Source organism: Natronomonas gomsonensis, from assembly GCF_013391635.1.
Lineage (GTDB): Archaea > Halobacteriota > Halobacteria > Halobacteriales > Haloarculaceae > Natronomonas > Natronomonas gomsonensis_A.
On sequence record NZ_JACAWU010000001.1, the window covers coordinates 1512951 to 1538664 of the forward strand.

Sequence of the window (25714 nt, forward strand, 5' to 3'; positions counted from 1 at the left end):
TCGTTACCGGAGTTCGGCCAGTCCGTCGCGTGCGAGGTCGGTGAGTCGGTAGCCCCGCTCGCCGACCACGTCGGTCTCGGCAACCAACCCGGCGGCTCGGAGTTCGCCGAAGAGGCCGTGGAGATCGGACTCACAGAGGTCGTACGCGCCGAGGACCTCCCGGACGGACATCGGGCCGCGTTCGTCCAACTCGACGAGGAGTCCGAGCGCCTGTTCGGAGTGAACGGCGGTGAGAATTCGTCGGGACGCCTCGGGTACGGCCCCCGCGGCGAGTTCCAGCGGTGAGTCGCCGGTCACGGTCAGTTCCTCGTTCGGAAGGTATCGCTCCTCGCCGGTTTCGGGGTCGTAGACGAGACTCGACTCGCCGGATTGCTTGACGAGCAGATAGCGGTCGCCGCCGTGTTCGACGGCTCTCACGAGTCATCACCGCCGTCGGTGGCCGTACCGTCGGTAAAATCGCCGCGTTTGTACTGCCAGTAGTAGCGGCCGGCGAAGACGGCGGCGGCACCGCCGGCGGCCAGCGCCGCGCCGCCGACTTCGGTGTCGCCGCGGAAATAAATCAGTAGCGCGCCGAGCGAGAGGCCGAACAGCGCGACGTTGAGCATGATGGCGCTGCCGACGAACGCCCGGAACAGGCCTTCGGGGACGGACTCAAGCGTCTCGGCGTCGATGTCAGTCGCGTCGGGCGTCTCGGGGCCGAGACTGTCGGGGTCGAACTCCTCGGGTTCATCCGGCCACGGGTCGTCGTCGCTGAACGGGTCCACAGCGGGACAACGCCCCCCGAAAGCAAAAACTACGCGACCTCGTCGAGGTCGAGGACGTGTCCGGCCTGTATCCACGCGAGGGGGTTCTCCGCGTCGTAGAACACCACGCCCTCCTCTGTCTCGTACGACTCCGTCGTCTCGACGGCGTCGGCAACCACCGGTTCGGGGCGCTCGGAAGCGCCCGCACTGTCCTGCTCAGACGTCGCGTTGGGTTCGGGCATGGTGTGTCACCGGACTTTGGTAGGGTGTGTCATTGTAAAGCCCTTGTGGCTGTGACATTCGATGACACGGCCGCTGTGTTGGGCGAATAGCTTATGTTGCTCCGACAGAACACCGAGGTTTTTACCGGTGAGGGCGAAGCAGTTCACCTATGGAACAGGGCATGGAGCAGGGGACGCTCGGAAGCTTCGGTGGCGGGAGCGACGACGCCCGTCCCGCCGAGGAGGCCGCCGCGGTCGCAGGGTCGTCGGAGACTGGCGCCGACGTAATCGACGTCTCGGACCACCGGTTTCCCGACGCCGACGGCGACGTCGAGTGCTGTGTCACGCAGGTCGACTACACCATCGAGGGAAGCGGTGACGACGAACACCCCGTGCTCCACGTCTTCGGTCGTACCGACGACGACACCGTCCACGTCCGCGTCTACGGGTTTCGGCCGTACTTCTATACGCCACTCGCGGACCTCGACCTCGCGGTCGACGCCGACGACCCGCTCAGTGACCCCGATATCGTCGACTCCCGACTCGACCACGACCGCCTGACCGGCGTCGAGACGTACGGCGAGCGCGCGGCCGACGGCGAAGACATCGGCGAGCACGACGAGCGCGAGGTCGTCGTCTACGAATCCATCCGCGGCGAGAAACTGTGTAAGGTGTTCGGCCAGACGCCCCGCGACGTGGGACAACTCCGGGACCGCTTCGACCACTACGAGGCCGACATCCTCTTTCCCAACCGCCTGCTCATCGACAAGGATATCACGAGCGGCGTCCGGGTCCCGGTTCGGGAACTCGACGACGGCAGCCTGAAGATACACCACACGGAACTCGACGCCGTCGACTACTCGGTCGCCCCGCGCGTACATACCCTCGACATCGAGGTCGACGACCGCCACGGCTTCCCCGAGGACGGCGAACAGACCATCATCTGTCTCACCGCCCACGACTCCTTCGACGACGAGTACGTCGTCTGGCTCTACGAGTCGCCCGAGGGCGTTCCCAGCCCGGATGCCGTCGAGGAATACGAACCCATCGGCGAGGGCGACATCGACATCGACGTGCGCGGGTTCTCCGAGGAGGCCGAGATGCTCGTCGATTACCTCGATTACATCGACGCGACCGACCCCGACGTGCTGACCGGGTGGAATTTCGACGACTTCGACGCGCCGTACCTCATCGACCGCATCGACCGCCTCGCCTCCCGACACGACCGGCTGAACTCCGACCGACTCTCCCGGGTGAACGAGGTGTGGGACTCCGGGTGGGGTGGGCCGAACGTCAAGGGCCGGGTCGTCTTCGACCTGCTGTACGCCTACCAGCGGACGCAGTTCTCCGAACTCGACTCCTACCGCCTCGACGCCGTCGGAGAGGAGGAGTTAGGCGTCGGCAAGGAGCGCTATCCCGGCGACATCGGCGACCTCTGGGAGGACGACCCCGAGCGCCTGCTGGAGTACAACCTCCGTGACGTGGAGTTGTGCGTCGAGTTGGACCGCAAACAGAACATCGTCGACTTCTGGGAGGAGGTCGCCTCCTTCGTCGGCTGTAAACTCGAAGACGCGACGACGCCCGGCGACGCCGTCGACATGTACGTCCTCCACAAGATTCACGGCGAGTACGCACTCCCCTCGAAAGGCGCCGTCGACGCCGAGGAGTACGAAGGTGGCGCTGTCTTCGACCCGATTTCGGGCGTCAAGGAGATGGTCTCCGTACTGGACCTGAAGTCGCTCTACCCGATGTGTATGGTGACCATCAACGCGTCTCCTGAGACGAAGGTCGACCCCCAATCCTACGACGGTGAGACCTACGTCGCTCCCAACGGCACCCACTTCCGGAAAGAGCCGGACGGCATGATACGGGCGATGGTCGACGAACTCCTCGAAGAGCGCGAGGAGAAGAAATCGCTCCGCAACGACAACGACCCCGGCACCGACGCCTACGAGACCTACGACCGACAGCAGGCAGCTGTCAAGGTTATTATGAATTCGCTGTACGGCGTTTTGGGATGGGACCGATTCAGGCTCTACGACAAGGAGATGGGCGCGGCAGTGACCGCCACAGGGAGAGAGGTTATCGAGTTCACGGAGGAGTCCGCATCCGAACTCGATATGGAGGTCATCTACGGTGATACTGACTCCGTCATGTTGGAGTTAGAACACGATATCTCCAAAGAGGAAGCCATCGAGCAGTCCTTCGAGATAGAGGAACACATCAACGACGCCTACGACGAGTTCGCGGCGGATCTCAACGCCGACTCCCACCGCTTCCAAATCGAGTTCGAGAAACTGTATCGGCGGTTCTTCCAGGCGGGCAAGAAGAAACGCTACGCCGGCCACATCGTCTGGAAGGAGGGAAAGGACGTCGACGACATCGACATCACGGGCTTCGAGTACAAGCGCTCGGACATCGCGCCGATAACGAAGGAGGTCCAGAAGCGCGTCCTGGAGATGATTGTCACCGGCGAAGACCCCGAGGACATCAAGGAGTACGTCCACGAGGTCATCGAGCGCGTGCAGGCCGGCGACGTGAGCCTCGACGAAATCGGGATTCCGGGTGGAATCGGCAAGAAACTCGACAACTACGACACCGACACGGCTCAGGTGCGGGGTGCGAAGTACGCGAACCTCCTCCTTGGGACGAACTTCGCCAGCGGGTCGAAGCCGAAACGGTTGTACCTGAAGAAGGTCCACCCGGAGTTCTTCCGGGAGGTAGAGGCCGAGATGGGACTCGACCCCTCGGAGGACCCCCTCTACGGGGAGTTCAAACGCGACCCCGACGTCATCTGTTTCGAGTTCGACGACCAGGTTCCTGACGCCTTCGAAGTCGACTACGAGAAGATGCTCGACAAGACGCTGAAAGGCCCCATCGCTCGCATCCTCGAGGCCCTCGACATCTCGTGGGACGAGGTCAAGACCGGACAGACCCAGACCGGGCTGGGCAATTACTTCTGAGGGACCGTCGCCCCGGCTGTCTTCCGGCCGTATTTGTGGTGTGGTGACTTACCGCAAAGAAAAATTATTTTTCGAAACCACAACCCAAACCATCAGAACCCGAAACCATTATCAGCGTCACGCCCCACCGTTCAGACAGCATCTACTATGGCGACGTTAGAAATCAAAAATCTGCACGCAGCGGTCGCCGAAGAGGGTGGAGAGACCATCCTCCGCGGCGTCGACCTCGAGGTGAACTCCGGTGAGATTCACGCCCTGATGGGCCCCAACGGTTCCGGGAAGTCGACGACAGCGAAGATCATCGCCGGCCACCCTGCCTACGAGGTCACCGACGGGGAAGTACTCCTCCACATCGAGGAAGACGAGTTCGAGGGCATCGACGTCGACGACGACCAGTTGACGTGGAACCTCCTGGAGTTGGAACCCAACGAGCGCGCCGCGCTCGGTATCTTCCTCGGCTTCCAGTACCCCGCCGAAATCGAGGGCGTCACGATGGTCAACTTCCTCCGAACGGCACTCAACGCCAAACTCGAGGAGCGCGAGGAACTGTTCGAAGACGAAGATGCGGAAGACGCCGAAGACGACGACGAAGCCGGCTACGACACCTCCCCGATGGAGGGCAACATGGATGATGGCGCCGTCGGCGTCGCCGAGTTCCAGGAGCTGCTCGCCGAGAAGATGGAACTGCTCGACATGGACGAGAAGTTCGCCCACCGCTACCTCAACGCCGGCTTCTCCGGCGGCGAGAAGAAACAAAACGAGGTGCTGCAGGCCGCCATCCTCGAACCGTCCATCGCGGTGCTGGACGAAATCGACTCGGGGCTCGACATCGACCGTCTGCAGGACGTTTCCGACGGCATCAACGCCCTCCGCGACGAGCAGGGCACCGGCATCCTCCAGATCACCCACTACCAGCGCATCCTCGATTACGTCGAACCGGACCACGTTCACGTGATGCTCGACGGCCAAATCGCCAAGAGCGGCGACGCCAGCCTCGCCGAGGAACTCGAGGACAAGGGCTACGACTGGGTCCGCGAGGAAGTTTACGAAGCCGCGTAACCAGTTTCGGTAACGCATAGCCTCATATGAACACAGACGTAAACACCACACAATGAGTTCCGAAGACCTACAAGACACCGACACCGAGGCCCGATTCGAGTTCAAGAAGGAGGAGAGCTCCGCCTTCCAGACCGAGAAGGGTCTCACCGAGGAGACCATCCGCATCATCTCCGACGACAAGGACGAACCGGAGTGGATGCTCGAACGGCGTCTCCGCGCCCTCGAGCAGTTCCAGGAGATGCCGATGCCGACCGACTGGCCCGGCCAGCCGGACCTCAGCGAGGTCGACATCGACGAAATCGTCCCGTACATCCGACCGGACATCGAAACCCGCGGCGGCGCCGAGAACTGGGAGGACCTCCCCGAGGAGATTCAGGACACCTTCGACAAACTGGGCATTCCGGAAGCCGAGAAGAACGCCCTCTCGGGCGTCGGCGCCCAGTACGAGTCCGAAATCGTCTACCAGAACATGCAGGAGCAGTGGGAGGAGAAGGGCGTCATCTTCTGTGACATGGACAAGGCCGTCCAGGAGCACGAAGAGATAGTCCGCGAGTACTTCATGACGAAGTGCGTTCCCCCGAGCGACAACAAGTTCGCTGCGCTGCACGGCGCCATCTGGTCCGGCGGCTCGTTCGTCTACATCCCGGAGGACACCACCGTCAACATGCCGGTGCAGGCGTACTTCCGGATGAACAGCGAGGGGATGGGCCAGTTCGAGCACACCCTCATCATCGCCGAGGAGAACTCCGAAGTCCACTACATCGAGGGCTGTTCGGCGCCGAAGTACTCGGCGTTCAACCTCCACTCCGGCGGCGTGGAAGTGTTCGTCAAAGAGGGTGCCCACGTCCAGTACTCGACCGTCCAGAACTGGTCGAAGAACACCTACAACCTCAACACCAAACGTGCCATCGTCGAGAAGGACGGTACGATGGAGTGGGTGTCCGGTTCCATGGGGTCGAAAGCCACGATGCTGTACCCCTGTACCATCCTGAAGGGCCCCGGTGCGACGGACAACCACATCACCATCGCTTTCGCCGGCGAGGGCCAGAACATCGACACCGGCGCGAAGGTGTATCACAACGCGCCGAACACCAAATCGACCATCGAGTCGAAATCCATCAGCAAGGACGGTGGCCGAACGAACTACCGTGGCCTCGTCCACATCGCCGACGGCGCCGAGAACTCCTCGACGTCCGTCGAGTGTGACGCGCTGATGTTCGACAACGAGTCGACCAGCGACACGATGCCGTACATGGAAATCGAGGAGTCGAAAGTCGACGTGGCCCACGAGGCGACCGTCGGCAAGATCGGCGACGAGGACGTCTTCTACCTCCAGTCGCGCGGACTGGACGACGACGACGCAAAGCAGATGATCGTCGCCGGCTTCATCGAGCCGATTACGGAAGAACTGCCCATCGAGTACGCGGTGGAACTCAACCGCCTCATCGAACTCGAGATGGAGGGGTCGCTCGGATGAGCACGCAGGTACACGCATCCATCGACGAGGCGACGGTCCGACAGATTTCCGAGGAACTCGACGAGCCGGAATGGCTACTCGAGACGCGTCTCGAGGCCCTCGAAGCCCTCGACGACATCGCGTTCCCGGATGTCATCCAGACGCCCGGTCGCAAGTGGACGAACCTCGAGGAGCTCGACTACGAGAGCCTCGTCGACCCCCTCGACGCGGCCGAAGAGAAAGACCAGGTCGGTCCCGACGACGTGGAGGTACTCCCCTTCGCCGAGGCCGTCGAGGAACACGGCGAGTTGCTCGAAGAGCGGTTCGGCAGCGTCGTCGACCCCCAGACGAACTACCTGACGGCGCTGTCGACGGCGCTGTTCACGACCGGAACCGTCGTCTACGTTCCGGAGGGCGTCGACGCCGAGGACGTGAAGATTCGGACGACGATGAACTCCCGGTCGCTGTTCAACTACACGCTCGTCGTCACCGAGGAATCGTCGTCGGTGACGATTCTGGAGCGACAGGAGTCCGGCGACGAAGTCGACGGCAACCGCTACTACAGCGGTATCGTCGAAGTCGCCGCCGCCGAGAACAGCTACGTCCAGTTCGGCAACCTCCAGGACCTCGACGAGACGACCTACACGTACACCCTGAAGGAAGCGACCGTCGACACCTACGGCACCGTCGACTGGGTCGACTGTAACATCGGGTCGCATCTCACGAAGTCCTCCGTCGAGAGCCACCTGGATGGCGACTCCTCGGAGTCGAAGATGGTCGGCGCCTTCTACGGCCACAACGACCAGCACTTCGACATCGACGCTCGCGTGTGGCACAACGCCGAACACACGACGGCGGACCTCGTCACTCGCGGCGTCATCGACGACGAGGCCCGGTCGGTGTACGAGGGCGTCCAGAACGTCGGCCGCGAGGCCTGGGACACCAACTCCTACCAGCGGGAGAACACCCTGATGTTGAGCGACGAGAGCGAGGCCGACGCCTCCCCGAAACTCATTATCAACAACCACGACACCGAGGCCTCCCACAGCGCGACGGTCGGGCAGGTCAGCGCCGAGGACATGTTCTACATGACTTCGCGTGGCGTCCCCGAGCGACTGGCGAAGAACATGCTCGTCGAAGGGTTCTACGTCCCCGTCCTCGAGGAAATCGAGGTCGAGGAACTCCGCGAGGACTTCGAAAGTCGCATCCGCGACCGACTGCAGGCACGGGAGTAACGCGAGCCGTTTTTTATTTCGTCCAGTCCACCACCGCTTAGCGGTCGGTCTCACCGTCGGTTTCTCGAAGGATGAACGGTCCGATAGAGAGAGTTCGTTCGGTCACCGTCGCGATACGGAGCACGTACGCCAGGAGCACTGCGAACGGCGAGATGACGACAGCTGCGGCCCCAGTAACGAGCAACACGCCGGTGTTGACACCGAGGATGGAGTCGGTAAAGATGGCGACGTCGACGTAGAACGTGACGCCGAGGGCGACCACGAGCGACGGGACGGCCGTATAGAGGACGGTCCGCGAGAGGTCGATGAGTTCCGACTGGAAGTAGAGCGTCTTGAAGTGTTCACGAGTGGGTCCGAACAGTTCCAGGGCGTCGGCGAACGCCGCCAGCGGCTCGCGGGTTTCATCGGGGAGTTCTCCATCGAGAAACCGACGCGCGACGTGAATCTTCCAAGAGTAGTTGAAATCGAGGGCCGCACGCACGACCTCGAACTCGCCGAAATCGGCGTCCTCCAGTCGTTCGATGACGACATCGGCGTTGCTGACCGTTCCCTCGATCATGGTTTCGAGGTCGTCGTCGAGCGGGCCCGAATCGCGGACCGCCGCCGCACGAGAGTCGATTTCGGCGACCATCGCCTGAAGAAATTCGGACGGTTCGGCGGGTGGCGTCTCGCCAAGGAGGTCGCGAACGTCGTCGCGAAAGGTCATCGCACCATCCATGCGTTCGCGCTGGTCGCCGACGGCGCCGAGTTCCTGTGACAGCACCAACTGATTCAGCGTGAGCACGAGCGTGACGCCGGTGACCGTCGCACCGATGAGCGCCTGAAAGGCGGTATCGACCGAATCCGTCGCTCGAAGCGCGGATTCGGCGCCCGGAACAACGAGCGACGCGGCGACGAGGCCGACGAAGACGGCTCCGACGATACCGGTCGTTATCAGTTTCCGATCCGCATCCAACAGGAGGTACAGGATCACCGTACTCCGAGGGGACCGCTCTCGCATCCGGTCTGCCGGCTCGTCGTCTGACATACCGACACTTCGTTCGGAGAGCGCAAAAATAGCGGCCCAAGGGAACCCCTTAAGTCGCCGCGGTGCCGACGCGTGAGTATGACCGGCGCACCGTTCGCCGACCGCGGGGTGGAACGATGAGTCTCACCTACCCGGTCGCGTCGGACCACCAACTCGCGCGCCTGCTGCAAATCGGGATGGTCCTCGAAGAGGTCGTCGAGGCCCGGGCGCACAAACACTACGAGACGCTCGACGATGCGGAACTCGACCCCGATATCGTCTCGCTTCTGGAACACGCCGCAGAGGAGTCCGCCGAGCACCGCAAACGCCTCGAAACGCTCGTCGACGAACTCGACGCCGACCCCGTGGCCTACGACGAAATCGAGCAGTTGGTCGCCGCCCGCTACGAGTCGGACACCGACTTCGACGGCGTGCTCTACGACCAGTTGTGCAACGAAGAGACCGCCTACAAGTTCTACGACGACCTCATCGAGGCCATCGAGAGTTCGGACGTACAGTTCACCGTCGACCGCGAACGGTTGCTCGAGACGCTTCGCGGTATTCGTGAGGAGGAAAAAGAGGGCGTCGAGGAAGTGACGGAACTCATGGAGACGCGAGCATGAACACACAGGACCAGTATTTGAAGGCCATCTACCTCGTACAGGAGCAGGAAGACGGGCCCGCCTCGACCGGCGCAATCGCGGACCTCCTGGAGGTCAGCCCCGCCAGCGCCAACGAAATGATCGGCAAACTCGAAGGCCACGGCCTCGCCGACCACGAGAAGTACAAAGGCGTCTCACTGACCGACGAGGGTATCGTCCGGGCACGCGACGCCCTCCAGACGTACTGCATCATCGAGCGGTTCCTCTGGGAAGTCCTCGAAGTCGAGGAGTTCCGCATGGAGGCCAAACAGCTCGAAAGCGTCATCGACGAGACGGTCGCCGAGCGACTCGACACCATCATCGACCGACAGGACTGCTGTCCGGACTGCTTCGACGCCGAAACCGACGCCTGCGAACTGCTGGACGTGGCGTTGGAGTCGGAGGCGGCGGACTGATTCGGCGGCGGAAACGGTAAACCTATTGTGCGGGCAGCAACTACGATTACTCGCAGTCCCGTGGTGTAGTGGCCAATCATAGCGGCCTTTGGACGCATCGGGTGTTGCCCCGTGCGAAAGACAGCCGTTGACGGCAGTTCGAATCTGCCCGGGACTATTATAATACTTCTTACACTTCCTACGGTCCGACCACCAATCTATAACTCCTCTCCTTTCGGGGACCTAACACATGAACCCCGACCCCAACGACCCGGTGATGGAGTGGCCCCTCGCCGTCGGCGACCCCGGGCGTGAGGTGTGGTACTCGCTGGTGAGTCCGCGGGACGCCTCGGTCGCCTTCTGGTATCGGTACACGCTGTTGTCGACCGAAAGCGGCCGACAGGAGGGTCGGCTGTGGGCGGCGCTAACCGACCGCGAGACCCCGGAGAACTCGACGTTCGTCTCGGAGGCCTTCGCCTTCGAGGACGTCTGGCCCGACAGTGACCCCTTCGAGTTGACCATCGGCGACGGCGTCCTCACCTCCTCGTCGGCGACCGGTAGTGTCGGCGATGTGGCGTGGGACCTCGAATACGACCCCGACACCTACGCGTTCACGCCGTTGCGGAGCCAGCGACTCACCGACGTGTTGTCGAAGACCATCGGGACGGGCAAACACTGGAGCCGGAACCAATCCGTGTTCATGTCGGGCGAAATCACGGTCGGCGACCGGACCATCGAACTCGAAGACGCGCCGGGCCACCAGGGGCACACGCTGTCGACGGACCCGCCCGAGGAGTGGACGTGGGTGCAGTGTAACGACTTCGCCGAAGACGAGACGGCCGTCCTGGAGGCGCTCCGACTCGACGACAACCTCTCGCTGTGTTTCCGCATCGACGGCGAGGTGTACCCACTCAATCGTGTGAAACACGTGGTCCCGTGGAGTCCCTCGGCGAACCGGACGCTCCACGACGAACCGGGCCACTGGCGGTTCCGTGGGGAGGGCGAGGGCGTCGAACTGCAGGCGACAGTCGAGGCCGACACCGACCACTGGCAGACGGTGTCGTACATGGCGCCGGACGACGCCCTCAGGTACAACGCGCACTGCTCGTTGTCGGATTTGACGCTCACCTACAGTGTCGACGGCGGTCCGGCGACGACGATTACGAGCGACGCCGCCCGCGCGGAGTGGGTCAGCACCGACCCACCAATCGAGGGCGAGTACCTCCCCGAGTGGAACTGAGGGTTAGACGACCTTCAGGAGGCGGCGCTCGAACTTCCCGACGCGGACGCGCTGCCAGCCGCGCAACGCCTCGTCGAGCTCGGGGTCGCCCGTGTCGACCCGGAGGACACCGATGTCGTCGAGTTTCTGTTTGGAAGCGATGACCTCGATGTCCGAACGGCGGATGACCTCGGGGGATATCTGGTCGTTGCCACGGCCGAAAATGAACCCCTGTCCGCCGATGGGGGAGACGACGATGACGTTGCGCTCGCCGAGGGCGGCGAGGATGTCAGATTCGCCGGCGTCGGTCGCGAGGACGCTGCCCTCGCGCCACACGTCGACGCCTAGCGGCGACCCGTTGAAGCCGAGTTCGGTTTTCACGGCGTCGACGGTCGACCCGGGGCCGAGCACGTATGTCGCGTCGTCGTCGCGGATGTCGCCGGCGACGGCGGCCGCGAGCGCTTCGACGGTACCGCCGCCGATTTGCTTCGAGGACTGTATCTCGTCGCCGACGGGGACTTCGACGAGCGCTTTCAGTTCGGTGTTCACGTCGCCGCCGCGGTAGGCGTCCTCGTCGATGTCGTTGACCTCGCGGGTTTCGGTTCGCTCGAAGGTGGTGGCGATGCGGCCGGCCGCTCGGGGCGTGACCGCGAACACCGACGAGTACACCTTCACGCCACCGGGGACGCCCAGCACCGGAACGTCGCTGTCGAGGTCTTCCAGGGCCTCGGCCACGTCGACGGCGGTGCCGTCGCCGCCGACGAACAACACGAGGTCGACGCCGGCCTCGACGAGTTGCCGAACGGCCTTGCGGGTGTCCGCGGAGGCGGTCTCGTCAGTTTCGGGGTCGCCGACGACGACGGGGTCGAACCCGGCGGCGACGGCTTCGTCTTCGCCCATCACGCCGCCGTAGGTGTACAACTCGACCTCGACGGGCTGTTCGCGCAGGTGTTCCAGCGCCTGTCGGGCGCGGGTCGGTGCACGCGGTTCGGCACCGCGGCGGCGGGCCTCCTCGACCTTGTTGTCGGTGCCCTTCAGCCCGACGCGGCCGCCCATCCCCGCGATTGGGTTGACCACGAGCCCGATGCGTCGCATACCGGAGTACGGGCCGCCCCGGCCAAAAACGACGCGGTCCGTCACCTCCATCGCTCGAAAGGGAATTTATTAAGAGCGGCCCCCGGCAACTCCATGCCATGTACGTCCCACTGCAGGAGAACGTCAACGAACTCGCTATCGATGCCTCCGGCTGGCTCGTCTTCGCTGCCTGTCTGCTCATCACCGTCGGCTGGCTGTGGTATCTCTACCGATAATCAGGCCTCGACCGCGTCGGCTCGCTCGCGGAGCCACGTTTCGGCCGCTTCGACAGCCGACTCGTCGGTACTCTCGATTTTCACACGGACGAACTCGCCGGGGTAACTCCCGACTTTCACGCCGAAGCGCTCCTGTAACTCGGCGAACCGCTCGACGAGGGCGCTTTCGGGTTCGTCGACGACGACCTCAGTGATGTAGCGTCGCTCGCCTTCGAAGTCGTCTTCTATCGCCTCGAACATCGCTTCCATCTCCGCTGGGACGCCCGGGAGGACGTAGACGTTCTCGATGACGCAACCCGGAGCGACGCCTTCGGTGTTGTGTATCGGCTCCGAGCCGACGGGGAGGTCGGCGGTTCCCGCCGCGAGGTCGGCGTGTTGGTAGCCCCCTTCGGCGTCGAGCCACTCGAGCGCCGCCTCGTTCGTCTCGACGCTCCGGCCGAAGGCGGCGGCGACGCCTTCCATCGTCATGTCGTCGTGCGTGGGGCCGAGACCGCCCGTCGTGACGACGGCGTCGTACTCCGCTCGATACTCGTTGACGACGCGGGCGATGTCGGCGACGCGGTCGGGGAGGACCGTCGTCCGCTCGACTGTCGCACCGCGTTCGGTGAGTCGTTCGCCGAGCCAGGCGGCGTTCGTGTTGACGGTGTCGCCGGAGAGCAGTTCGTCACCGACACACACCACAGCGATGTTCATACACGGTGTAGGTGAGCCACCCGGTAAACCTCAACGCATTCCGGGTGGCGGCCCGTCGCCGTCGTCGTCGTAGTCGATATCGATGCCCTCCGCCTCGCGGCGTTCCTTCGCTCGCTGTATCTGCAAGTAGTAGTAGACGCCGCCGACGAGGCCGATGATGGTCCCGATGGCTGCCAGCCCGCCGAACAGCCAGATGTCGCGGTTGAGATACCACCGCAGGACCAACACCGAGGTGTCGAGGTTCTCCCAGGTCAGCACGACGCGGTCGCCGACTTCACGGCGGTCGTCGTTTTCGGGGCGAACCTGTGACAACAGCGGAATCGAGGCGTCCGTGTTCGGCGGGAGCGCGACCCCGTAACTGCCGTTGACCGGCGTCTCGACGGTGAGTTGTTTGCCGTTTCGCGGCGTCGTGAAGGCGAGTTGGCCCTCCTCTGCTGGCAACTCCACGATGGAGCGCTGTCGGGTGCTGTCAACCTCGAGGGTGTCGACTGTTTCGCCGGTGTCGGTGCGGACGACATCGCCATCGCTGGTGTAGCGCAACACCGTCCCGTTGGGGTAGCGGAACTGCAGCCCTCTGAGTTCGAGGGGTCGCTCGACCGCCAGCGCGTCGGTCGTGTACAGTTCGATTTCGCCCTCGTCGCCGACCGTCTTCCGTGAGACGTTGTAGACGGCGGTGTAGTTGTCGCGGTTGAGGACGAGCGAGGCGTCGTAGTCGGTGTCGTAGTCGTACTCGGCGTCGGCCGACAGCGCCTCGGGGTCGTCGATATTGGCGCCGAAGATGGCCGTACAGCCGGATAATCCGACGAAAAAGACGAGGGCGACGGCGGCGAGGAGGCGTCGGTTCATGGCTCAGTCGGTGACGACGACGAGTAACTCCGAGCGGAGGTGTGGGCCGATGTCGGAGAGCAGTCCCGGGCCGTCGGTCTCCTCACGGCAGATGATGCTCTGTTCGAGCAGGCCGAGGCGCTCGACGGTGACGATGTCTTCGGCGTGGCCGGCCCGGTTGACGGTCGCTCGAACCTCAGCACGCGTGGCGCTGTTGACGTTCACGCGGTCGGTTCCGCGGGTCCACTCGTACAGTCGGTCCCGCTCGTCGTCGGCGAGGCGGGCCGGTTCGTCCGCTTCGCCTTCGACGAACCGAAGCGGCATGTGCTGGACGAGGCCGAACCGCCTGCGAATCTGGTCGGGACTGCCCTGTCCCAGGCCGAGTTCGTCGGCCGGAATCCGGACCGGCTCGCCCGCATCGAGGATGAACCCTTCGTCGTCCCACGACTCCAGCGTGCCGACGTACGTTTCGCCGGCGTCGCGGTGTGGCGTGACTGCGCCCCACTCCTCGGCCAACAGGTTCCGTGCCACGGGAGCGTCCTCGCCGGTAATCGTCACCGACGGGAAGCCGTCGTCGCGAAGCCCGACGGTGAACTCCACGTCGAGGTCCGCGAGGTCGTTTTCGACGAGCGAGGTCAGCGAATCGAGGGACCGCTGTTTTGCGTCGCCGCCGACGTACAGTTTCGTTGCGAGAACGACCATCGACTACGCTTCCGCCCCGTCGGCTTCTTCGTCTATGTGCAGTTCCGTGCGCAACTCCTCGATGCGGCGGTCCATCGCGTCGATGAGTCGCTGATTGTCCATCGTCTCCAGCGGGCCGCCGCAGTCGGGACACTCGAAGCCGTACTCCATGGCTTCGCCGAACTCGAAGCGGAGTTGGCAGTTGTTACAGAGGTAGAACTCGTTGTCCTGTTCGTAGCTGCGGCGCTCTTCGAGCGACTCCAACAGCCGGTGCATCTCCTCTTCGAGCTGTTCGGGAATGTTCTCGTACTCGAAGGTCCACAGGTAGGTGAGCCACCCCGAGTCCTCGTCGCGGAGCCGACGGTACGTCGCGAGGTCGTTCTCGTAGAGAATGAACAGCGCCCGACGAACGTCGTTGAGCTCCAGACCGAGCTCCTCGGCGAGTTCCTCGTCGGTCACCTCGCCGTCCGGCGGTGCGGCCGCGACCGGCATCCCCGTCGGCCCCACGAGTTCGTGGAGGTACTTCTGAATCACGGGGTCGTTCAACAGTTCGTCAAAAGCCATTGTGTAAACGTGCGCCAGCGAGTCGTTTAAAAGCTCCGCTCCCGGATTCTACTCCTCCTCGCCGACTGGCTCGACCTGCTTGCCCGTGGCCTTCGGGACGACTTCGTGGCTGGCGCCGACCCACTCGCGGTCGAGTTCCCGCCCCTCGAACAGTCGGTCGAGAAACACCGCCAGTCCCGCCACCTCCGAGTGGGGCTGGTTCGTCACGCCGACGTTGTAGTCGGCGGCCTCGTAGACGTCGAAGGAGACCTTCTCGGCGCCGACGACGACGAGAACCGGTCTCTCCTCGAGGTCGGCCCGAACCTCGGCCTCCACGTCCTGTACCGGCAGGCCGTACATCGTGAGGTGGACGACGACGCCGTCGAACTCCCGGAGGAGTTTCCGGTGGCTGTCGGTCACCTCCACCTCGAAGGGGCCACCGAAGCGGTCGGTGATGTCCGCGATGGTCTCGGCCGATTGCGAGGCGTCACCCGAGATGACCACCCGGTCGGCGCCGAGCGCCCGCGCGGTGAGTCCGACGTGGGTGGTCATCCGGTTGTCCCGGCCCGGGCGGTGGCCGAGACGGAGGACGCACACCTCGTTTTCCTGTTGCATGCCCGCTGCTATCCGGTCGACGGCTTAGGGGGTTTCGGAACGGCCGCTCTCGAAACCGACTTACGCTCGCCACTCCCAGCGCCGCCAATGAACCTCTCCGGCAAGCGGCTCTGTATCACCGGCGGCGCGGGCTTCGTCGGCTCGCACCTCGCCGACCGCCTCGTCGCCGACAACGAGGTCGTCGTCGTCGACCGCCTCGGCAACGGCCGCCGCGAGTGGGTCCCCGACGACGCCGAGCTCGTCGAAGGCGACCTTCGTGAGGACGCGGCCGTCACCGAAGCCATCGACGAGGACACCGACGCCGTGTTTCACTTCGCCGCCGACAAGGCAGTCGACAGCGACGCGCCGAACGAACAGTTTCGGCTGAACACGGAGTTGACCGCGACCGTCCTCGAACGGATGCGGTCGGTCGGCTGCAAGCACGTCGCCTTCACGTCCTCCTCGACGGTGTACGGCGAGGCCCCGCGCCCGACGCCCGAGGACTACGCGCCGCTGGAACCCATCAGCATGTACGGCGCCGCGAAGTTGGCCGAGGAGTCACTGCTGTCGGTGTACGCGAACAGCCACGACTTCCAGGTGTGGAACTTCCGGTTCGCCAACATCGTCGGCCCGCGGCTCCAGCTCGGCGCGGTCATCCCCGACTTCATCCACAAACTCCGAGATGACCCATCCGAGTTGGAAATCCTCGGTGACGGCCGACAGGAGAAGTCCTACATGCACATCGACGACTGCATCGACGCGATGTGCTACGTCATCGAAAACGCGGACGCGGCGATGAACACCTACAACCTCGGGACGCGGACGACGACCTCGGTACGCACTATCGCCGACATCGTCGCCGCGGAGATGGACCTCGACCCCGCCTACTCCTTCACCGGCGGCGACCGCGGGTGGGTCGGCGACGTGCCGCGGATGAGACTCTCCGTCGAGAAACTGGCGGGTCTCGGATGGACGCCGGAGGGCTCCTCAGACGACGCCGTCCGGCGGGCGGTCCGGGAACTGCTGGCGGCCGACTTCGAGTAATTACACGGAAAACGGGGTTCGCGCCGATATCTCGTCTTCGACGACCCGGAGCGTCGCCTCGGCGGTGTAGTCGCCGGGGGTCGGGTCCGGCCACGTCTCCTCGAACGTGGCCGACTCGCCGGGCTGGAAGTCCGCCGGGGTGAGGACCTGTGCGAAGGCCTTGCCGTCGCTGTAGCGCCACATCTCCGTGTCGTCCTCGTAGACGGCGAAGTCGGCCCGACAGGCGTCCCGAAACGTCACTTCGAGTGGAGTGTCCCCCGGGTTGGTGACGGTGAACGTAAAGTGGACGCCGTCGCCGACGGTCACCTCCAGCGCCGCATCGAGCATGGAGTCCATTCGTTCTCCTACATAAAAGGGTTGTCACGAACCAGCGAAGAAACGCCTAAAGCCGCGCCGCGGCTACGTGGGGACGTGCAAGTCGTCGGCTACGAGACGGGTGTGGGCCGAGAGACAGCGGCCGCGCTGTTGGTTGCCACCGACGGCGTCGTCGAGCGGGAACCGCTGGAGTCGGGGCGGCAACTCCAGTGGTCACTCGGGGAGCGCCGCTGTGCCGGCACCGTCGACGGCGCCGACCACCTCGCCTGTGAGAACTCCACGGCGCCGTACTGTGAGTCCCACGACTCGACGTGGGTGTGTGCCCGCTGTACCGGAACGTGCCTGAAGGCGGAGATGGACTGCTACCAGCAACATGCCGTCTACCTCGCCGCGTTCGCGCCGAAGACGTTCAAGGTCGGCGTGACGAAACTACGCCGGCTGGAGACCCGCTTCCGCGAGCAGGGAGCTGACCGCGCTGCCCACATCTACACCGTCGAAAACGGCCGCATCGCGAGGGAAATCGAGGCGGAACTCGCCGCTGACATCCCGATTCCCGACGCCGTCCGCGTGCCTGCGAAAATCGACGGGATGGGACGGACTGTCGACGAGACCGCGTGGAGCCGACTGCTCTCGCAATTCGACGTACAGGGAACGTACGCCTTCGAGTACGGACTGGACCTCGAGGCCGCGCCGGTCGCGGAGACGCTCGCCTCGGGGACGGTCCTCGGGACGAAAGGTCGGGTACTCCTCCTCGAACGAGACGGGGGGACCTTCGCCGTCGACATGCGTGACCTCGTCGGCTACGAACTCCGAGAGGGGTCCTCCGCCCGGCAGCTGCAGTCGAGTCTCGGCGCGTTCGGCTGAGTTTCGACCGCAGAAGACATTTATCCGAGGCTCTGCCAGTCGTTTGCATGCGAACCGATGCCCTCCTCGCCGGCGTTGCCGTCGTCGCCCTCCTCGCGACGGTGGCTATCGCCGCGCTGGTCCCCGGGTTCGTCAGCGACCCGGCACCCGAACGCGACGCACCGCCCGCCCGATTGGACGTCTCCGAGACGACGCTGGCCGTCGGTGAGGTGACCGGCGAGACGGCGACGCTCGACGTGACCGTGTATCTCGCCCACCGCGGCGGCCCCGCCGACAACGTGACCGTCGTCGTCCGCGCGACGGACGCCGACAGCGGCCTCGTCGCCGACACCGCCAGAACGGACCTCGGTTCGGTCGAGGGCGAAACCGAACACGAAGCACCCGTCTCGGTGACCGTCCCACGCGAAGGTGGCTACGAGATATCCGCGCTACTGTACGTCGACGGCCAGCGGGTCGACGCCGCACGGGCGAGCGTTAGCGGCGTCTCGGCGCTGACGCCGCCGTACGCCGAAACCAACGTCGCGTTCCATCGCTTCTCCGCCCAACCGGCCGTCGAGTACACCATCCAATCCAGCGACAGCGAGACGACGACGCTCGATGTGACGAGCTATCTCACCAACGGCGGCGACGCCCCCGAATCGGGGCTCCGTCTCGTCGTCACCGCACGCCAGTCCGACTCGAACGTCGTCGCCGCACGCACCGAGACGACCGTCGGAGCCATCGAACCGGGTCGAACCGCGACGCCCAGCGTCGAACTGTCGGTTCCGGAGAACTACAACTACTACCTCGACGTGACGTTGTGGCGCGACGGCGTCATTCTCGACTCGACGCGGTCGGTCGCGAACCTCAATCCCGAGGAGACGCTTGCGGCCAACGAGACGCGCCGTGCGGTCGCCTTCGAGGCCAGCGACTTCGAGACGGGCGGCGATGGCGCCGACCGTCCTGTCCGGGAGTCACCGACGGCCGGTGAGGGTCAACCCGGCTTCGGCCCCGCCGTCGCCGTCGTGGCACTTCTCGGTTCGCTGTTCGCCGCCCGGAGGTGGTCGGCATGAGCGACGACCCCGAAGCGGTCGCCGCGGAGGAGAGCTCGAAGGGCCCGAACGTCGACGTTGAGACGGTCCTCGCGTACCTGTCGTGGGGCGGCCTCGTCGCACTCGGTATCCTCGCTGTCGTCGCCGGAATCGGTCTCTATACGAGTCTCTCGGCGGTCATCGACGTGTGGGTCGCCGACCGGTTCCAGCCGTTCGCTCGAATCGGGCTCAACTTCGCCGTGCTGTGTGTTTCTATCGCCGGAATGGTCGCGCTGCTGCGTCGCCTCCGGTAGCCGAGACCTGTGGACTTTTCTGCGGTGAGACGAAAGAGGGGGTCATGACGGACAACGACGACGCGTCCGACGAAGCAGAGGGCGGCGAGGAAGGCGGCGAGGAGAAGTCCTTCCGCGAGCGAGTCGAAGAGATTCGCCAGCAGCGAGCCGAGGAGCGCGAAGGCGAGGGTGGCGAGGGTGAGGGCCTGAGCCGCGAGGAGAAACTCGAAGAGATGATGGGCGGCGGCGGTCCGGGCGGCGCCCCCGGCGGTATGGGCGGCGGTGGCGGCAGTCCGTTCGCCCAGATGATGGGCGGCATGATGGGCGGCGGCGGTCCGGGCGGCGCCCCCGGTATGGGTGGTGGCCCCGGCGGCCCCGGTGCCCGCGGCGAAAGTGAGGACAACGAAGAGCTCGTCCGTGAGGTCCGGAAGGTCCGCGACGAGCTCCACGACATCCGACGCGAGCTTGAGCGCGTCGCCGACGCACTCGACGACTGACTGTCGAACCACCAGCCGGCTGTTTTTTGTTTCAGCGTCGTGAGTGGCGAGTAGGGTGGGATATGTCGGAGTTCGATATCGACGCGTCGACGGCGAAACTGTTGGAATCACTCCCGGATTTAGTGTACATTCTGGACCTCGATGGCGGGCTGCTGTGGTGGAACGACCAGGTTCGGGAGGTGACTGGGTACGACGACGAGGAACTCTCGGAGATGGACGGCTTCGACCTGCTCTCCTCCGAGCAGCGCGGCGACGCGAGGGAGGCTCTCGCGGATTTCGAGTCGCTCCCGCCGGGGTATACGATGGAGTTCGAGGTTCTAACGACGGACGGCCGACGGATTCCCCACGAGTTCAACAGCACCGTCTTGGAGGTTAGCGACGAGACGGTGCTCGTGAGCATCGCACGCGACATCTCGCTTCGCCACGACCGGGAGGCTGCCCTCCGGCGACAGCGCGACGAACTCGACACGATGAACCGAATCAGCGAGACGGTTCACGGAGTCATCCGAGGTATCGTCGACGCCGCGACCCGGGAGGAGATCGAATCGACGGTGTGTGAACGACTGGCCGCCTCCGAGCTGTATCGGGCAGTGTGGGTCGGACGGAACACGCCCGAGGAGAGCATTAGGCCGGAGACAGGCATCGGCGTCGGCGAGGACTTCCTCGAGGTAATCGAGGGACTCAACGACCTCGAGTGGACCCGACCGGCACAGAAAGCGCTCGACACCGGCGAGCCACAGGCGGCACAGCGAATCCCGGAGTTGTCGTTCCCCGACCCCGTTCGGGAGGCGGCCGTCGAACGCGGCATCGAATCCGGCGTCGCCGTTCCGTTGGTCCACCGGGGGAACGTCCTGGGCGTCCTCGTCGTGTACTCCTCGCGGTCGGAGGCGTTCAACGACCGCGAGCAGGCGGCGTTCCGACGCCTCGGAGAAATCGTCGGGTTCGCCATCAACGCCGTCCAGACCGAACGCCTGCTCCTCTCCGACAGCGCGACGCGACTCACCTTCCGCATCGAGAGTCCCGAAGCCTTCCTCGCGTCAGTGTCGACGCTCGCCGACGGTCCCTGTCGACACGAGTGGAGTACGCCGGCGGGCGCCGACCGGTATCGCCACTACATCACGGTCTCGGGGCTCCCGCCGGAACGGGTCGAGGCGATTGCCGAGGAGACGCCGACGGTCGAATCAGCGGAGTACGTCGGATCAAACGGCGACGACGGCGTCTTCGAGGTCGTGACGACCGACTCCCTCACCCGTCGGCTGCTGGAGGCCGGCGCGTCGCCGGTATCCCTCGAGGCCCGGGACGGAGAGACCACCTTCGTCGCGGAAGTTCCGGGCGATTCGTCTCCCCGCCCGATAGTCGAGGCGGCCAAGGAGTTCTACGACGCCGAGTTGGTGTCGAAACACGAGGTCGAACGGCCGGTTCAGACCGTTGAGGCGTTCCACGACGGCATCGACGACCGACTGACCGACAAACAGCAGGCGGCGCTCAGACACGCCTTCTTCGGCGGCTACTTCTCGTGGCCGCGGGACGCCACCGCCGAGGACATCGCCGACACGATGGACATCAGCTCCCCGACGTTCCACTACCACCTCCGTCACGCACAGCAGGCGCTCGTCGAAGCGTACCTCCAGCATCTAGAGGACTAGAAGAACTGTTCATACCGCAGTGGGTGCCAGCCGTAGGTGGAGACCTCACTCGGGATTCGGCGGTGGGGTGGTCGCCGAACCCATCGCGGCCGCAAAAGACGGCCGCCGCCCTCTATCGAGGTCTTCGACTCGCCGGCGTCTGGGGGACGGGGTGGGGATGCACTTTACCGCCGGCCCTGAACGTCTCCGTTCTGAGCCGCGGACGTCTTCCTCCGAGAAACGTATCGATGTCGTAAGCAGTTCGATTACAGGTAGCCAGCGTCGGCCAACCGCTCGACGCCCTCGCGGAGCCGCTCTTCGCTGGCCGCATACGAGAGTCGTGCGTAGCCGGGCGTTCCGAAGGCACTCCCCGGGACGGTGGCGACGTGGGCGTCCTCGATGGCGCCCTCACACCATGCCTGGTCGTCGTCATCAACCGGCAGCATCATGTAGAACGCGCCGTCCGGAACCGGGACCTCTTTGCCGTGTTCGGCGAAGAGGTCGACGAGCATGTCGCGGCGGTCCTCGAAGGCTTCGCGCATCTCGACGACGGCGTCGTCGGTGTTCTCCAGTGCCTCGACGCCCGCGTACTGGACGAAGTGCGTCGCACACGACACCGAGTGGCTGTGGAGTTTCGACGCCTGCTCGACGAGTGGTTCGGGCGCGGCGAGGTAGCCGAGTCGCCAGCCGGTCATCGAGTAGGCCTTCGAGAAGCCGTTGATGGTCACCGTTCGCTCGCCCATCCCGTCGAGCGAGCCCAGCGAGGTCTGCTCGGTGTCGTAGGTGATGGCGTCGTAAATCTCGTCGGAGATGACGGTGATGTCGTGGTCGACGGCGAGGTCGCGGACGCCCTCAAGGGCATCGTCGCCGAAGACCGCTCCGGAGGGGTTCGACGGCGAGTTGACGACGAGCAGTTCGGTGTCGTCGGAGACCGTCGCCGCCAGTTCCTCGAGCGCCGGCGCCAACTGGAAGTCGTGTTCCGAGAGGTCGACACGCGAGATGTCTGCGCCGGCCATCTTCGCCATCGCCTCGTAGCTCACCCACGCGGGGTCCAAGAGGACAACCTCGTCGCCCTCTTCGATGAGCGCCTGAAACGTCTCGTACAGCGCCTGTTTGGCACCGGGAGTGACGATGACTTCGTCGGTCGAATAGTCGAGGCCGTCGCCGTCGAGTTTCTCGACGATGGCTTCCTTCAGCGGGGGAATCCCGTTGGAGGGGGCGTAGCCGGTGTGGCCGTCGTCGATGGCCTGCTTGCCCGCGTCGACGACGTTCGCCGGCGTCGGGAAGTCGGGTTCACCCACCGAGAGGTCGACGACGTCGACGCCGTCGGCTTCGAGTTGCGATGCGAGGTTGCTGATAGCGAGCGTTGCACTCGGTTCGACGCGCTCGAGGCGGTCTGCGAAATCCATTGTCATTGTAGTTCCTCTGCGAGTTCAATAGCGCTCCGGACGGTGGTCGCCCCGTATTCGATTCGTTCTTCGGCCTCCGCCTGACTCATTCCGGGGCCGATGACGCCGAAGGCGACCGGGGTGTCCCGCTCCAACGATACGTCGGTCAACCCCTGTGCGGCGGCGTCGGCGATGACCTGGTCGTGGTCGGTGTCGCCGGTGATGATGGCACCGAGGACGGCGACGGCGTCGACGTCTTCCCGCCGTGCCAGTCGGTCGGCGGCCAGCGGCGTGTCGTAGGCCCCCGGTACCTCGATAGTTTCGACGATGTCGGCATCAGCGTCGTCGGCGGCCGCCCGTCCGCGGTCCTCCATCTCGTGGGTAATCGGCCGCTCTTTGTTGAACTGCGCGACTACCAGCCCGAGCGCTACCATGACTGTCGCTCGGTCAGGGCGCCTAAAAGAACTGCCGAAACGACCGCCGAACGGCCGGCGACGGTTAGTCGTTCAACTGCAGCGCCATCATCACTTCGTCGACGAACGCCCCGTCGATGCGGTAGTGGTCCCGGCGGATGGCTTCGGTGTTCCAGTCGTGTTCTTCGAGGAACTCGATGCCCGCGGCGTTCGTCGCCGGAATGCTGTTGTACACCTTGTGGAAGCCGGCTTTCGAGGCCCACGACAGCGCCCGCTGCATCAGGTGGCTGCCGATGTCTCGTCCCCGGTACTCCTCTAAGACCCCGAGGGTGAGTTCGCCGGTGTGGGCGAGTTTGTCGAGTCGGGGCGTCTCGACGGCACACCACCCGACGACTTCGTCGTTTATCGTGGCGACGAAGAACCGCTGGTCTTCGAGGTCCTGGCGGACGAGGGCGCTGTCGCTCGACAACTGCTCGGCTACGTCCTCGGCGACGATGTAGCGTTTCTCCTCGGCTACCTGTCGCATCACGCCGAGGATGCCGGAGATGTCTTCCTGTCTCGCCGGCCGGATGGTCACCTCCGTGCCGTCGATGTGGTGTGTCTCTTCGGTTCCGGCGTCCAGCGCCGGCCGGAGCGTCCCGTCGTGTTCCTCCAGGATGCCGTCCCGTTTCATCACCGCGACCAGTTGCCGATACCGGTCGGGGTCGGTCAGGAGGTCCGACTCGACGAGGTCGTCGTAGGTCACCTCGCCGCGTGAGTCGATGAACTCGTACAGTTCTCTGCGGTCACGGGTCTCGAACATGGGGCGTTCGCTCGACATGGTCTCAAAAGAGTTGGGCTCGGACCGACTTGACTCTTGTTACGTGTTATCACACGACTAGTTACGGACCAGAAGGATTCTAATCCCCGGGCGTCTGGGTACCGCCGATGAACGTTCGTCGCGACAGAACGCTGCTCGCCGTTCTCGGTCTCACTGTCGTCTCGATTGCCCTCCGGTTGGCCTTTCTCGGCAGTCGCGTCGCCCACTGGGACGAGGGTCGCGTCGCCTACTGGATTGCTGACTACGCCGCCTCGGGGGTGACGTTCTACCGGCCCATCATCCACGGCCCGCTGTTGCACCTCGTCAACGCGCCGCTGTTCGAGTTGCTCGGCGCGACCGACTTCGTGATGCGGCTGTTTCCCGCCTTGGTCGGCGGCCTCCTGCCGCTTACCGCACTGCTGTTCCGACACCGACTGCGCGATGAGACTGTCGTCTCGTTGGCGCTGTTGCTCGCGTTGAACCCCGTGTTGCTGTACTTCTCGCGGTTCATGCGGAGCGACATCCTCGCGGCCACCTTCTCGTTTCTCGCCTTCGCCTGCTTCGTCCGAGCCATCGACTTCGACGACGGCCGCTATCTCTACGGAGCGACGTTCGCCCTCGCCGTCGGCTTCGGCGCCAAGGAGAACGTGCTGGCGTACCTCTTTGCGTTCGTCGGCGCGACGGTCCTGCTCCTCCATCACCGACTGCTGTTCGCCCGGCTCGGTGAGCAATCCCCGATGGATGTTCTTCGACGATATCTCGCGTGGGCGCTCGGCAGCGTCGTCCGCCACGCTCGCTCCATCGCCGGCAGCGTCGCGCTGTTCCTCGTAACCGTCACGTACGTGTACGCGCCGCGCGGCAGCCTCCCATCACAGGGGCTGTACTACCGCTCCTGTAGCGGCTACGATGGCTACTTCGACGTGGGCGCCGCGCCGACGCTCGGGGAGGCACTCGTGAACCCGCTGGAACTCCCGCACCTCTTCGCGTTCACGCTCGGTTCGACCGCCGAACTGTACGGCTGTCAGTGGATAACGCCCCGAACAGACGACCCCAATCCGTACCTCGAATATTTCGGTGAGATGGCGCTCATCACCGCCGAGTCCTCGACTGCGCTCGTCGCGATGGCGCTGGTCGGCTTCGCCGTCACGCTGTACGCCGCCGACCGGCCCGACGACCTCGTCTCGTTCAGCTTCTACTGGGGGGCCGCCTCGCTCGTCGGCTACCCCTTCATCACCGACATCGGCGGGTCGGCGTGGCTCGTCGTCCACATCGTCCTACCGCTGGCGATTCCCGCCGCCTACGGACTCGGCATCCTCTATCGGTGGGGCCGGGACGCCCAACTCGACGACGACACCGTCAGCGTCGCTCTGGTCGTCCTCCTCGGCATCGTCCTCGTCGGGTCGATGGCCTGGACCGGCTACGCGACGAGCTTTGCCGACCCGAAATCCGACGACAATCCCCTCGTTCAGTACGCCCAGCCCTCCGGCGACGTGGAACCGACGCTTACCGATATGCGCACGCTCGCCGACGAGAACGAAGGGACTGACGTGGTGCTGTACGGCGACCATCTCTACAACCCGACCGGCGATGGGGAGCTAGAGCGGCGGCCGACGTGTTCGAACTGGTTCAACTCGCTGCCGCTGCCGTGGTACTTCGAAGCCGGCGAGATGAACGTCGACTGTGCGCCCGACAACGGGACGCTCGAATCGACGCTGGCCGAGAACCCGCCGGTCGTCATCGTCCACGCCGACGAACGCGGCGCCGTCGACGAGCGCATCGACGACCGCTACGACGCTCGCGTCCACCTGATGCGGACCTTCGACACGCCGTTCGTCTTCTACGTCGACGAATCGCGGCTGGAGTGAGGGGCCGTTCCAGATAG

The 25714-nt window shown here is 64.6% G+C and carries 28 protein-coding genes and 1 tRNA gene; 15 read left to right on the forward strand and 14 right to left on the reverse strand.

Annotated elements, in window-relative coordinates; genetic code table 11:
• Positions 1 to 3: 3 nt before the first annotated feature.
• From HWX69_RS07880 to HWX69_RS07890, 3 genes are read right to left on the reverse strand one after another with little or no spacing between them, the layout of a single operon-like run.
• On the reverse strand, positions 4 to 417 hold the full coding sequence (locus HWX69_RS07880) for a DUF7346 family protein (RefSeq protein WP_178916520.1): 414 nt from the start codon (positions 415 to 417) through the stop codon (positions 4 to 6).
• Positions 414 to 764: a DUF7322 domain-containing protein gene (locus HWX69_RS07885; protein WP_178916521.1), complete on the reverse strand. Its 351-nt coding sequence runs from the start codon at positions 762 to 764 to the stop codon at positions 414 to 416. Before HWX69_RS07885 ends, HWX69_RS07880 begins: the two co-directional genes overlap by 4 nt.
• 29 nt (positions 765 to 793) lie before the next feature.
• The gene (locus HWX69_RS07890) at positions 794 to 985 is read right to left on the reverse strand and encodes a DUF7331 family protein (RefSeq protein WP_178916522.1); all 192 of its coding nucleotides are present in this window, start codon (positions 983 to 985) and stop codon (positions 794 to 796) included.
• A 149-nt stretch (positions 986 to 1134) separates the two neighbouring features.
• Between HWX69_RS07890 and HWX69_RS07895 the strand changes: the two genes are divergently transcribed.
• The 4 genes from HWX69_RS07895 to sufD all read left to right on the forward strand — a co-directional run bounded on the left by HWX69_RS07895 (position 1135) and on the right by sufD (position 7677).
• Positions 1135 to 3927 (forward strand): DNA-directed DNA polymerase, encoded by a 2793-nt coding sequence (locus HWX69_RS07895; RefSeq protein ID WP_178916523.1) that lies wholly within the window; start codon positions 1135 to 1137, stop codon positions 3925 to 3927.
• Between the two features lie 147 nt (positions 3928 to 4074).
• Positions 4075 to 4986 (forward strand): ABC transporter ATP-binding protein, encoded by a 912-nt coding sequence (locus HWX69_RS07900; protein ID WP_178916524.1) that lies wholly within the window; start codon positions 4075 to 4077, stop codon positions 4984 to 4986.
• 52 nt (positions 4987 to 5038) lie between these two features.
• A complete protein-coding gene (gene sufB / locus HWX69_RS07905; RefSeq protein ID WP_178916525.1) occupies positions 5039 to 6463 on the forward strand; it encodes a Fe-S cluster assembly protein SufB in 1425 nt (474 codons plus the stop codon).
• Positions 6460 to 7677, forward strand: a complete 1218-nt coding sequence (sufD, locus tag HWX69_RS07910) for a Fe-S cluster assembly protein SufD (protein ID WP_178916526.1) — start codon at positions 6460 to 6462, stop codon at positions 7675 to 7677. The genes sufB and sufD overlap by 4 nt, the downstream gene beginning before the upstream one ends.
• A gap of 37 nt (positions 7678 to 7714) precedes the next feature.
• On the opposite strand, the gene HWX69_RS07915 is transcribed toward sufD, so the two are convergent.
• Positions 7715 to 8704 (reverse strand): hypothetical protein, encoded by a 990-nt coding sequence (locus HWX69_RS07915; RefSeq protein ID WP_178916527.1) that lies wholly within the window; start codon positions 8702 to 8704, stop codon positions 7715 to 7717.
• Positions 8705 to 8820: 116 nt separating this feature from the next.
• Here HWX69_RS07915 and HWX69_RS07920 point away from each other — a divergent pair, with 116 nt between their 5' ends.
• From HWX69_RS07920 to HWX69_RS07935, 4 genes are all read left to right on the forward strand, one after another.
• Positions 8821 to 9306, forward strand: coding sequence for a ferritin-like domain-containing protein (locus HWX69_RS07920; protein ID WP_178916528.1), 486 nt, complete (start codon positions 8821 to 8823; stop codon positions 9304 to 9306).
• Positions 9303 to 9740 carry a metal-dependent transcriptional regulator gene (locus tag HWX69_RS07925; protein ID WP_178916529.1) on the forward strand — a complete coding sequence of 146 codons (438 nt, stop codon included), beginning with the start codon at positions 9303 to 9305 and terminating at the stop codon, positions 9738 to 9740. Before HWX69_RS07920 ends, HWX69_RS07925 begins: the two co-directional genes overlap by 4 nt.
• 54 nt (positions 9741 to 9794) lie before the next feature.
• Positions 9795 to 9897: transfer RNA gene (locus HWX69_RS07930), tRNA-Gln, on the forward strand.
• Positions 9898 to 9969: 72 nt separating this feature from the next.
• The gene (locus HWX69_RS07935) at positions 9970 to 10959 is read left to right on the forward strand and encodes a hypothetical protein (RefSeq protein WP_178916530.1); all 990 of its coding nucleotides are present in this window, start codon (positions 9970 to 9972) and stop codon (positions 10957 to 10959) included.
• A 3-nt stretch (positions 10960 to 10962) separates the two neighbouring features.
• On the opposite strand, the gene HWX69_RS07940 is transcribed toward HWX69_RS07935, so the two are convergent.
• From HWX69_RS07940 to HWX69_RS07965, 6 genes are all read right to left on the reverse strand, one after another.
• Complete coding sequence (locus tag HWX69_RS07940; RefSeq protein WP_178916531.1) at positions 10963 to 12033, reverse strand: ATP-NAD kinase family protein; 1071 nt, start codon at positions 12031 to 12033, stop codon at positions 10963 to 10965.
• Positions 12034 to 12248: 215 nt separating this feature from the next.
• A complete protein-coding gene (locus HWX69_RS07945; protein WP_178916532.1) occupies positions 12249 to 12941 on the reverse strand; it encodes a competence/damage-inducible protein A in 693 nt (230 codons plus the stop codon).
• A 30-nt stretch (positions 12942 to 12971) separates the two neighbouring features.
• A complete protein-coding gene (locus HWX69_RS07950) occupies positions 12972 to 13787 on the reverse strand; it encodes a DUF5803 family protein (protein ID WP_178916533.1) in 816 nt (271 codons plus the stop codon).
• A gap of 3 nt (positions 13788 to 13790) precedes the next feature.
• Positions 13791 to 14468 (reverse strand): DUF2110 family protein, encoded by a 678-nt coding sequence (locus HWX69_RS07955; RefSeq protein WP_178916534.1) that lies wholly within the window; start codon positions 14466 to 14468, stop codon positions 13791 to 13793.
• A 3-nt stretch (positions 14469 to 14471) separates the two neighbouring features.
• Positions 14472 to 15011, reverse strand: a complete 540-nt coding sequence (gene tfe / locus HWX69_RS07960) for a transcription factor E (protein WP_178916535.1) — start codon at positions 15009 to 15011, stop codon at positions 14472 to 14474.
• 48 nt (positions 15012 to 15059) lie between these two features.
• On the reverse strand, positions 15060 to 15605 hold the full coding sequence (locus HWX69_RS07965; protein WP_178916536.1) for a tRNA (cytidine(56)-2'-O)-methyltransferase: 546 nt from the start codon (positions 15603 to 15605) through the stop codon (positions 15060 to 15062).
• Positions 15606 to 15692: 87 nt separating this feature from the next.
• Between HWX69_RS07965 and HWX69_RS07970 the strand changes: the two genes are divergently transcribed.
• Positions 15693 to 16628: an NAD-dependent epimerase/dehydratase family protein gene (locus tag HWX69_RS07970; protein ID WP_178916537.1), complete on the forward strand. Its 936-nt coding sequence runs from the start codon at positions 15693 to 15695 to the stop codon at positions 16626 to 16628.
• On the opposite strand, the gene HWX69_RS07975 is transcribed toward HWX69_RS07970, so the two are convergent.
• Positions 16629 to 16964, reverse strand: a complete 336-nt coding sequence (locus tag HWX69_RS07975) for a BsuPI-related putative proteinase inhibitor (RefSeq protein WP_246286419.1) — start codon at positions 16962 to 16964, stop codon at positions 16629 to 16631.
• 75 nt (positions 16965 to 17039) lie between these two features.
• Between HWX69_RS07975 and HWX69_RS07980 the strand changes: the two genes are divergently transcribed.
• From HWX69_RS07980 to HWX69_RS08000, 5 genes are all read left to right on the forward strand, one after another.
• Entirely contained in the window at positions 17040 to 17807 is a 768-nt protein-coding gene (locus HWX69_RS07980; RefSeq protein WP_178916538.1) for a DUF2797 domain-containing protein, read from the forward strand.
• 47 nt (positions 17808 to 17854) lie between these two features.
• Positions 17855 to 18859 (forward strand): DUF7490 domain-containing protein, encoded by a 1005-nt coding sequence (locus HWX69_RS07985; protein WP_178916539.1) that lies wholly within the window; start codon positions 17855 to 17857, stop codon positions 18857 to 18859.
• Entirely contained in the window at positions 18856 to 19131 is a 276-nt protein-coding gene (locus HWX69_RS07990) for a hypothetical protein (protein WP_178916540.1), read from the forward strand. The genes HWX69_RS07985 and HWX69_RS07990 overlap by 4 nt, the downstream gene beginning before the upstream one ends.
• A gap of 44 nt (positions 19132 to 19175) precedes the next feature.
• Entirely contained in the window at positions 19176 to 19607 is a 432-nt protein-coding gene (locus HWX69_RS07995) for a hypothetical protein (RefSeq protein ID WP_178916541.1), read from the forward strand.
• A 62-nt stretch (positions 19608 to 19669) separates the two neighbouring features.
• Entirely contained in the window at positions 19670 to 21253 is a 1584-nt protein-coding gene (locus HWX69_RS08000; protein WP_178916542.1) for a bacterio-opsin activator domain-containing protein, read from the forward strand.
• Between the two features lie 245 nt (positions 21254 to 21498).
• On the opposite strand, the gene HWX69_RS08005 is transcribed toward HWX69_RS08000, so the two are convergent.
• The 3 genes from HWX69_RS08005 to HWX69_RS08015 all read right to left on the reverse strand — a co-directional run bounded on the left by HWX69_RS08005 (position 21499) and on the right by HWX69_RS08015 (position 23835).
• Positions 21499 to 22647, reverse strand: coding sequence for an aminotransferase class I/II-fold pyridoxal phosphate-dependent enzyme (locus tag HWX69_RS08005; protein WP_178916543.1), 1149 nt, complete (start codon positions 22645 to 22647; stop codon positions 21499 to 21501).
• The gene (gene ribH / locus HWX69_RS08010) at positions 22644 to 23054 is read right to left on the reverse strand and encodes a 6,7-dimethyl-8-ribityllumazine synthase (RefSeq protein WP_178916544.1); all 411 of its coding nucleotides are present in this window, start codon (positions 23052 to 23054) and stop codon (positions 22644 to 22646) included. Before ribH ends, HWX69_RS08005 begins: the two co-directional genes overlap by 4 nt.
• A gap of 64 nt (positions 23055 to 23118) precedes the next feature.
• Complete coding sequence (locus HWX69_RS08015; protein ID WP_246286420.1) at positions 23119 to 23835, reverse strand: GNAT family N-acetyltransferase; 717 nt, start codon at positions 23833 to 23835, stop codon at positions 23119 to 23121.
• A 125-nt stretch (positions 23836 to 23960) separates the two neighbouring features.
• Here HWX69_RS08015 and HWX69_RS08020 point away from each other — a divergent pair, with 125 nt between their 5' ends.
• Positions 23961 to 25697 carry a flippase activity-associated protein Agl23 gene (locus HWX69_RS08020; protein ID WP_178916546.1) on the forward strand — a complete coding sequence of 579 codons (1737 nt, stop codon included), beginning with the start codon at positions 23961 to 23963 and terminating at the stop codon, positions 25695 to 25697.
• Positions 25698 to 25714 lie beyond the last annotated feature (17 nt).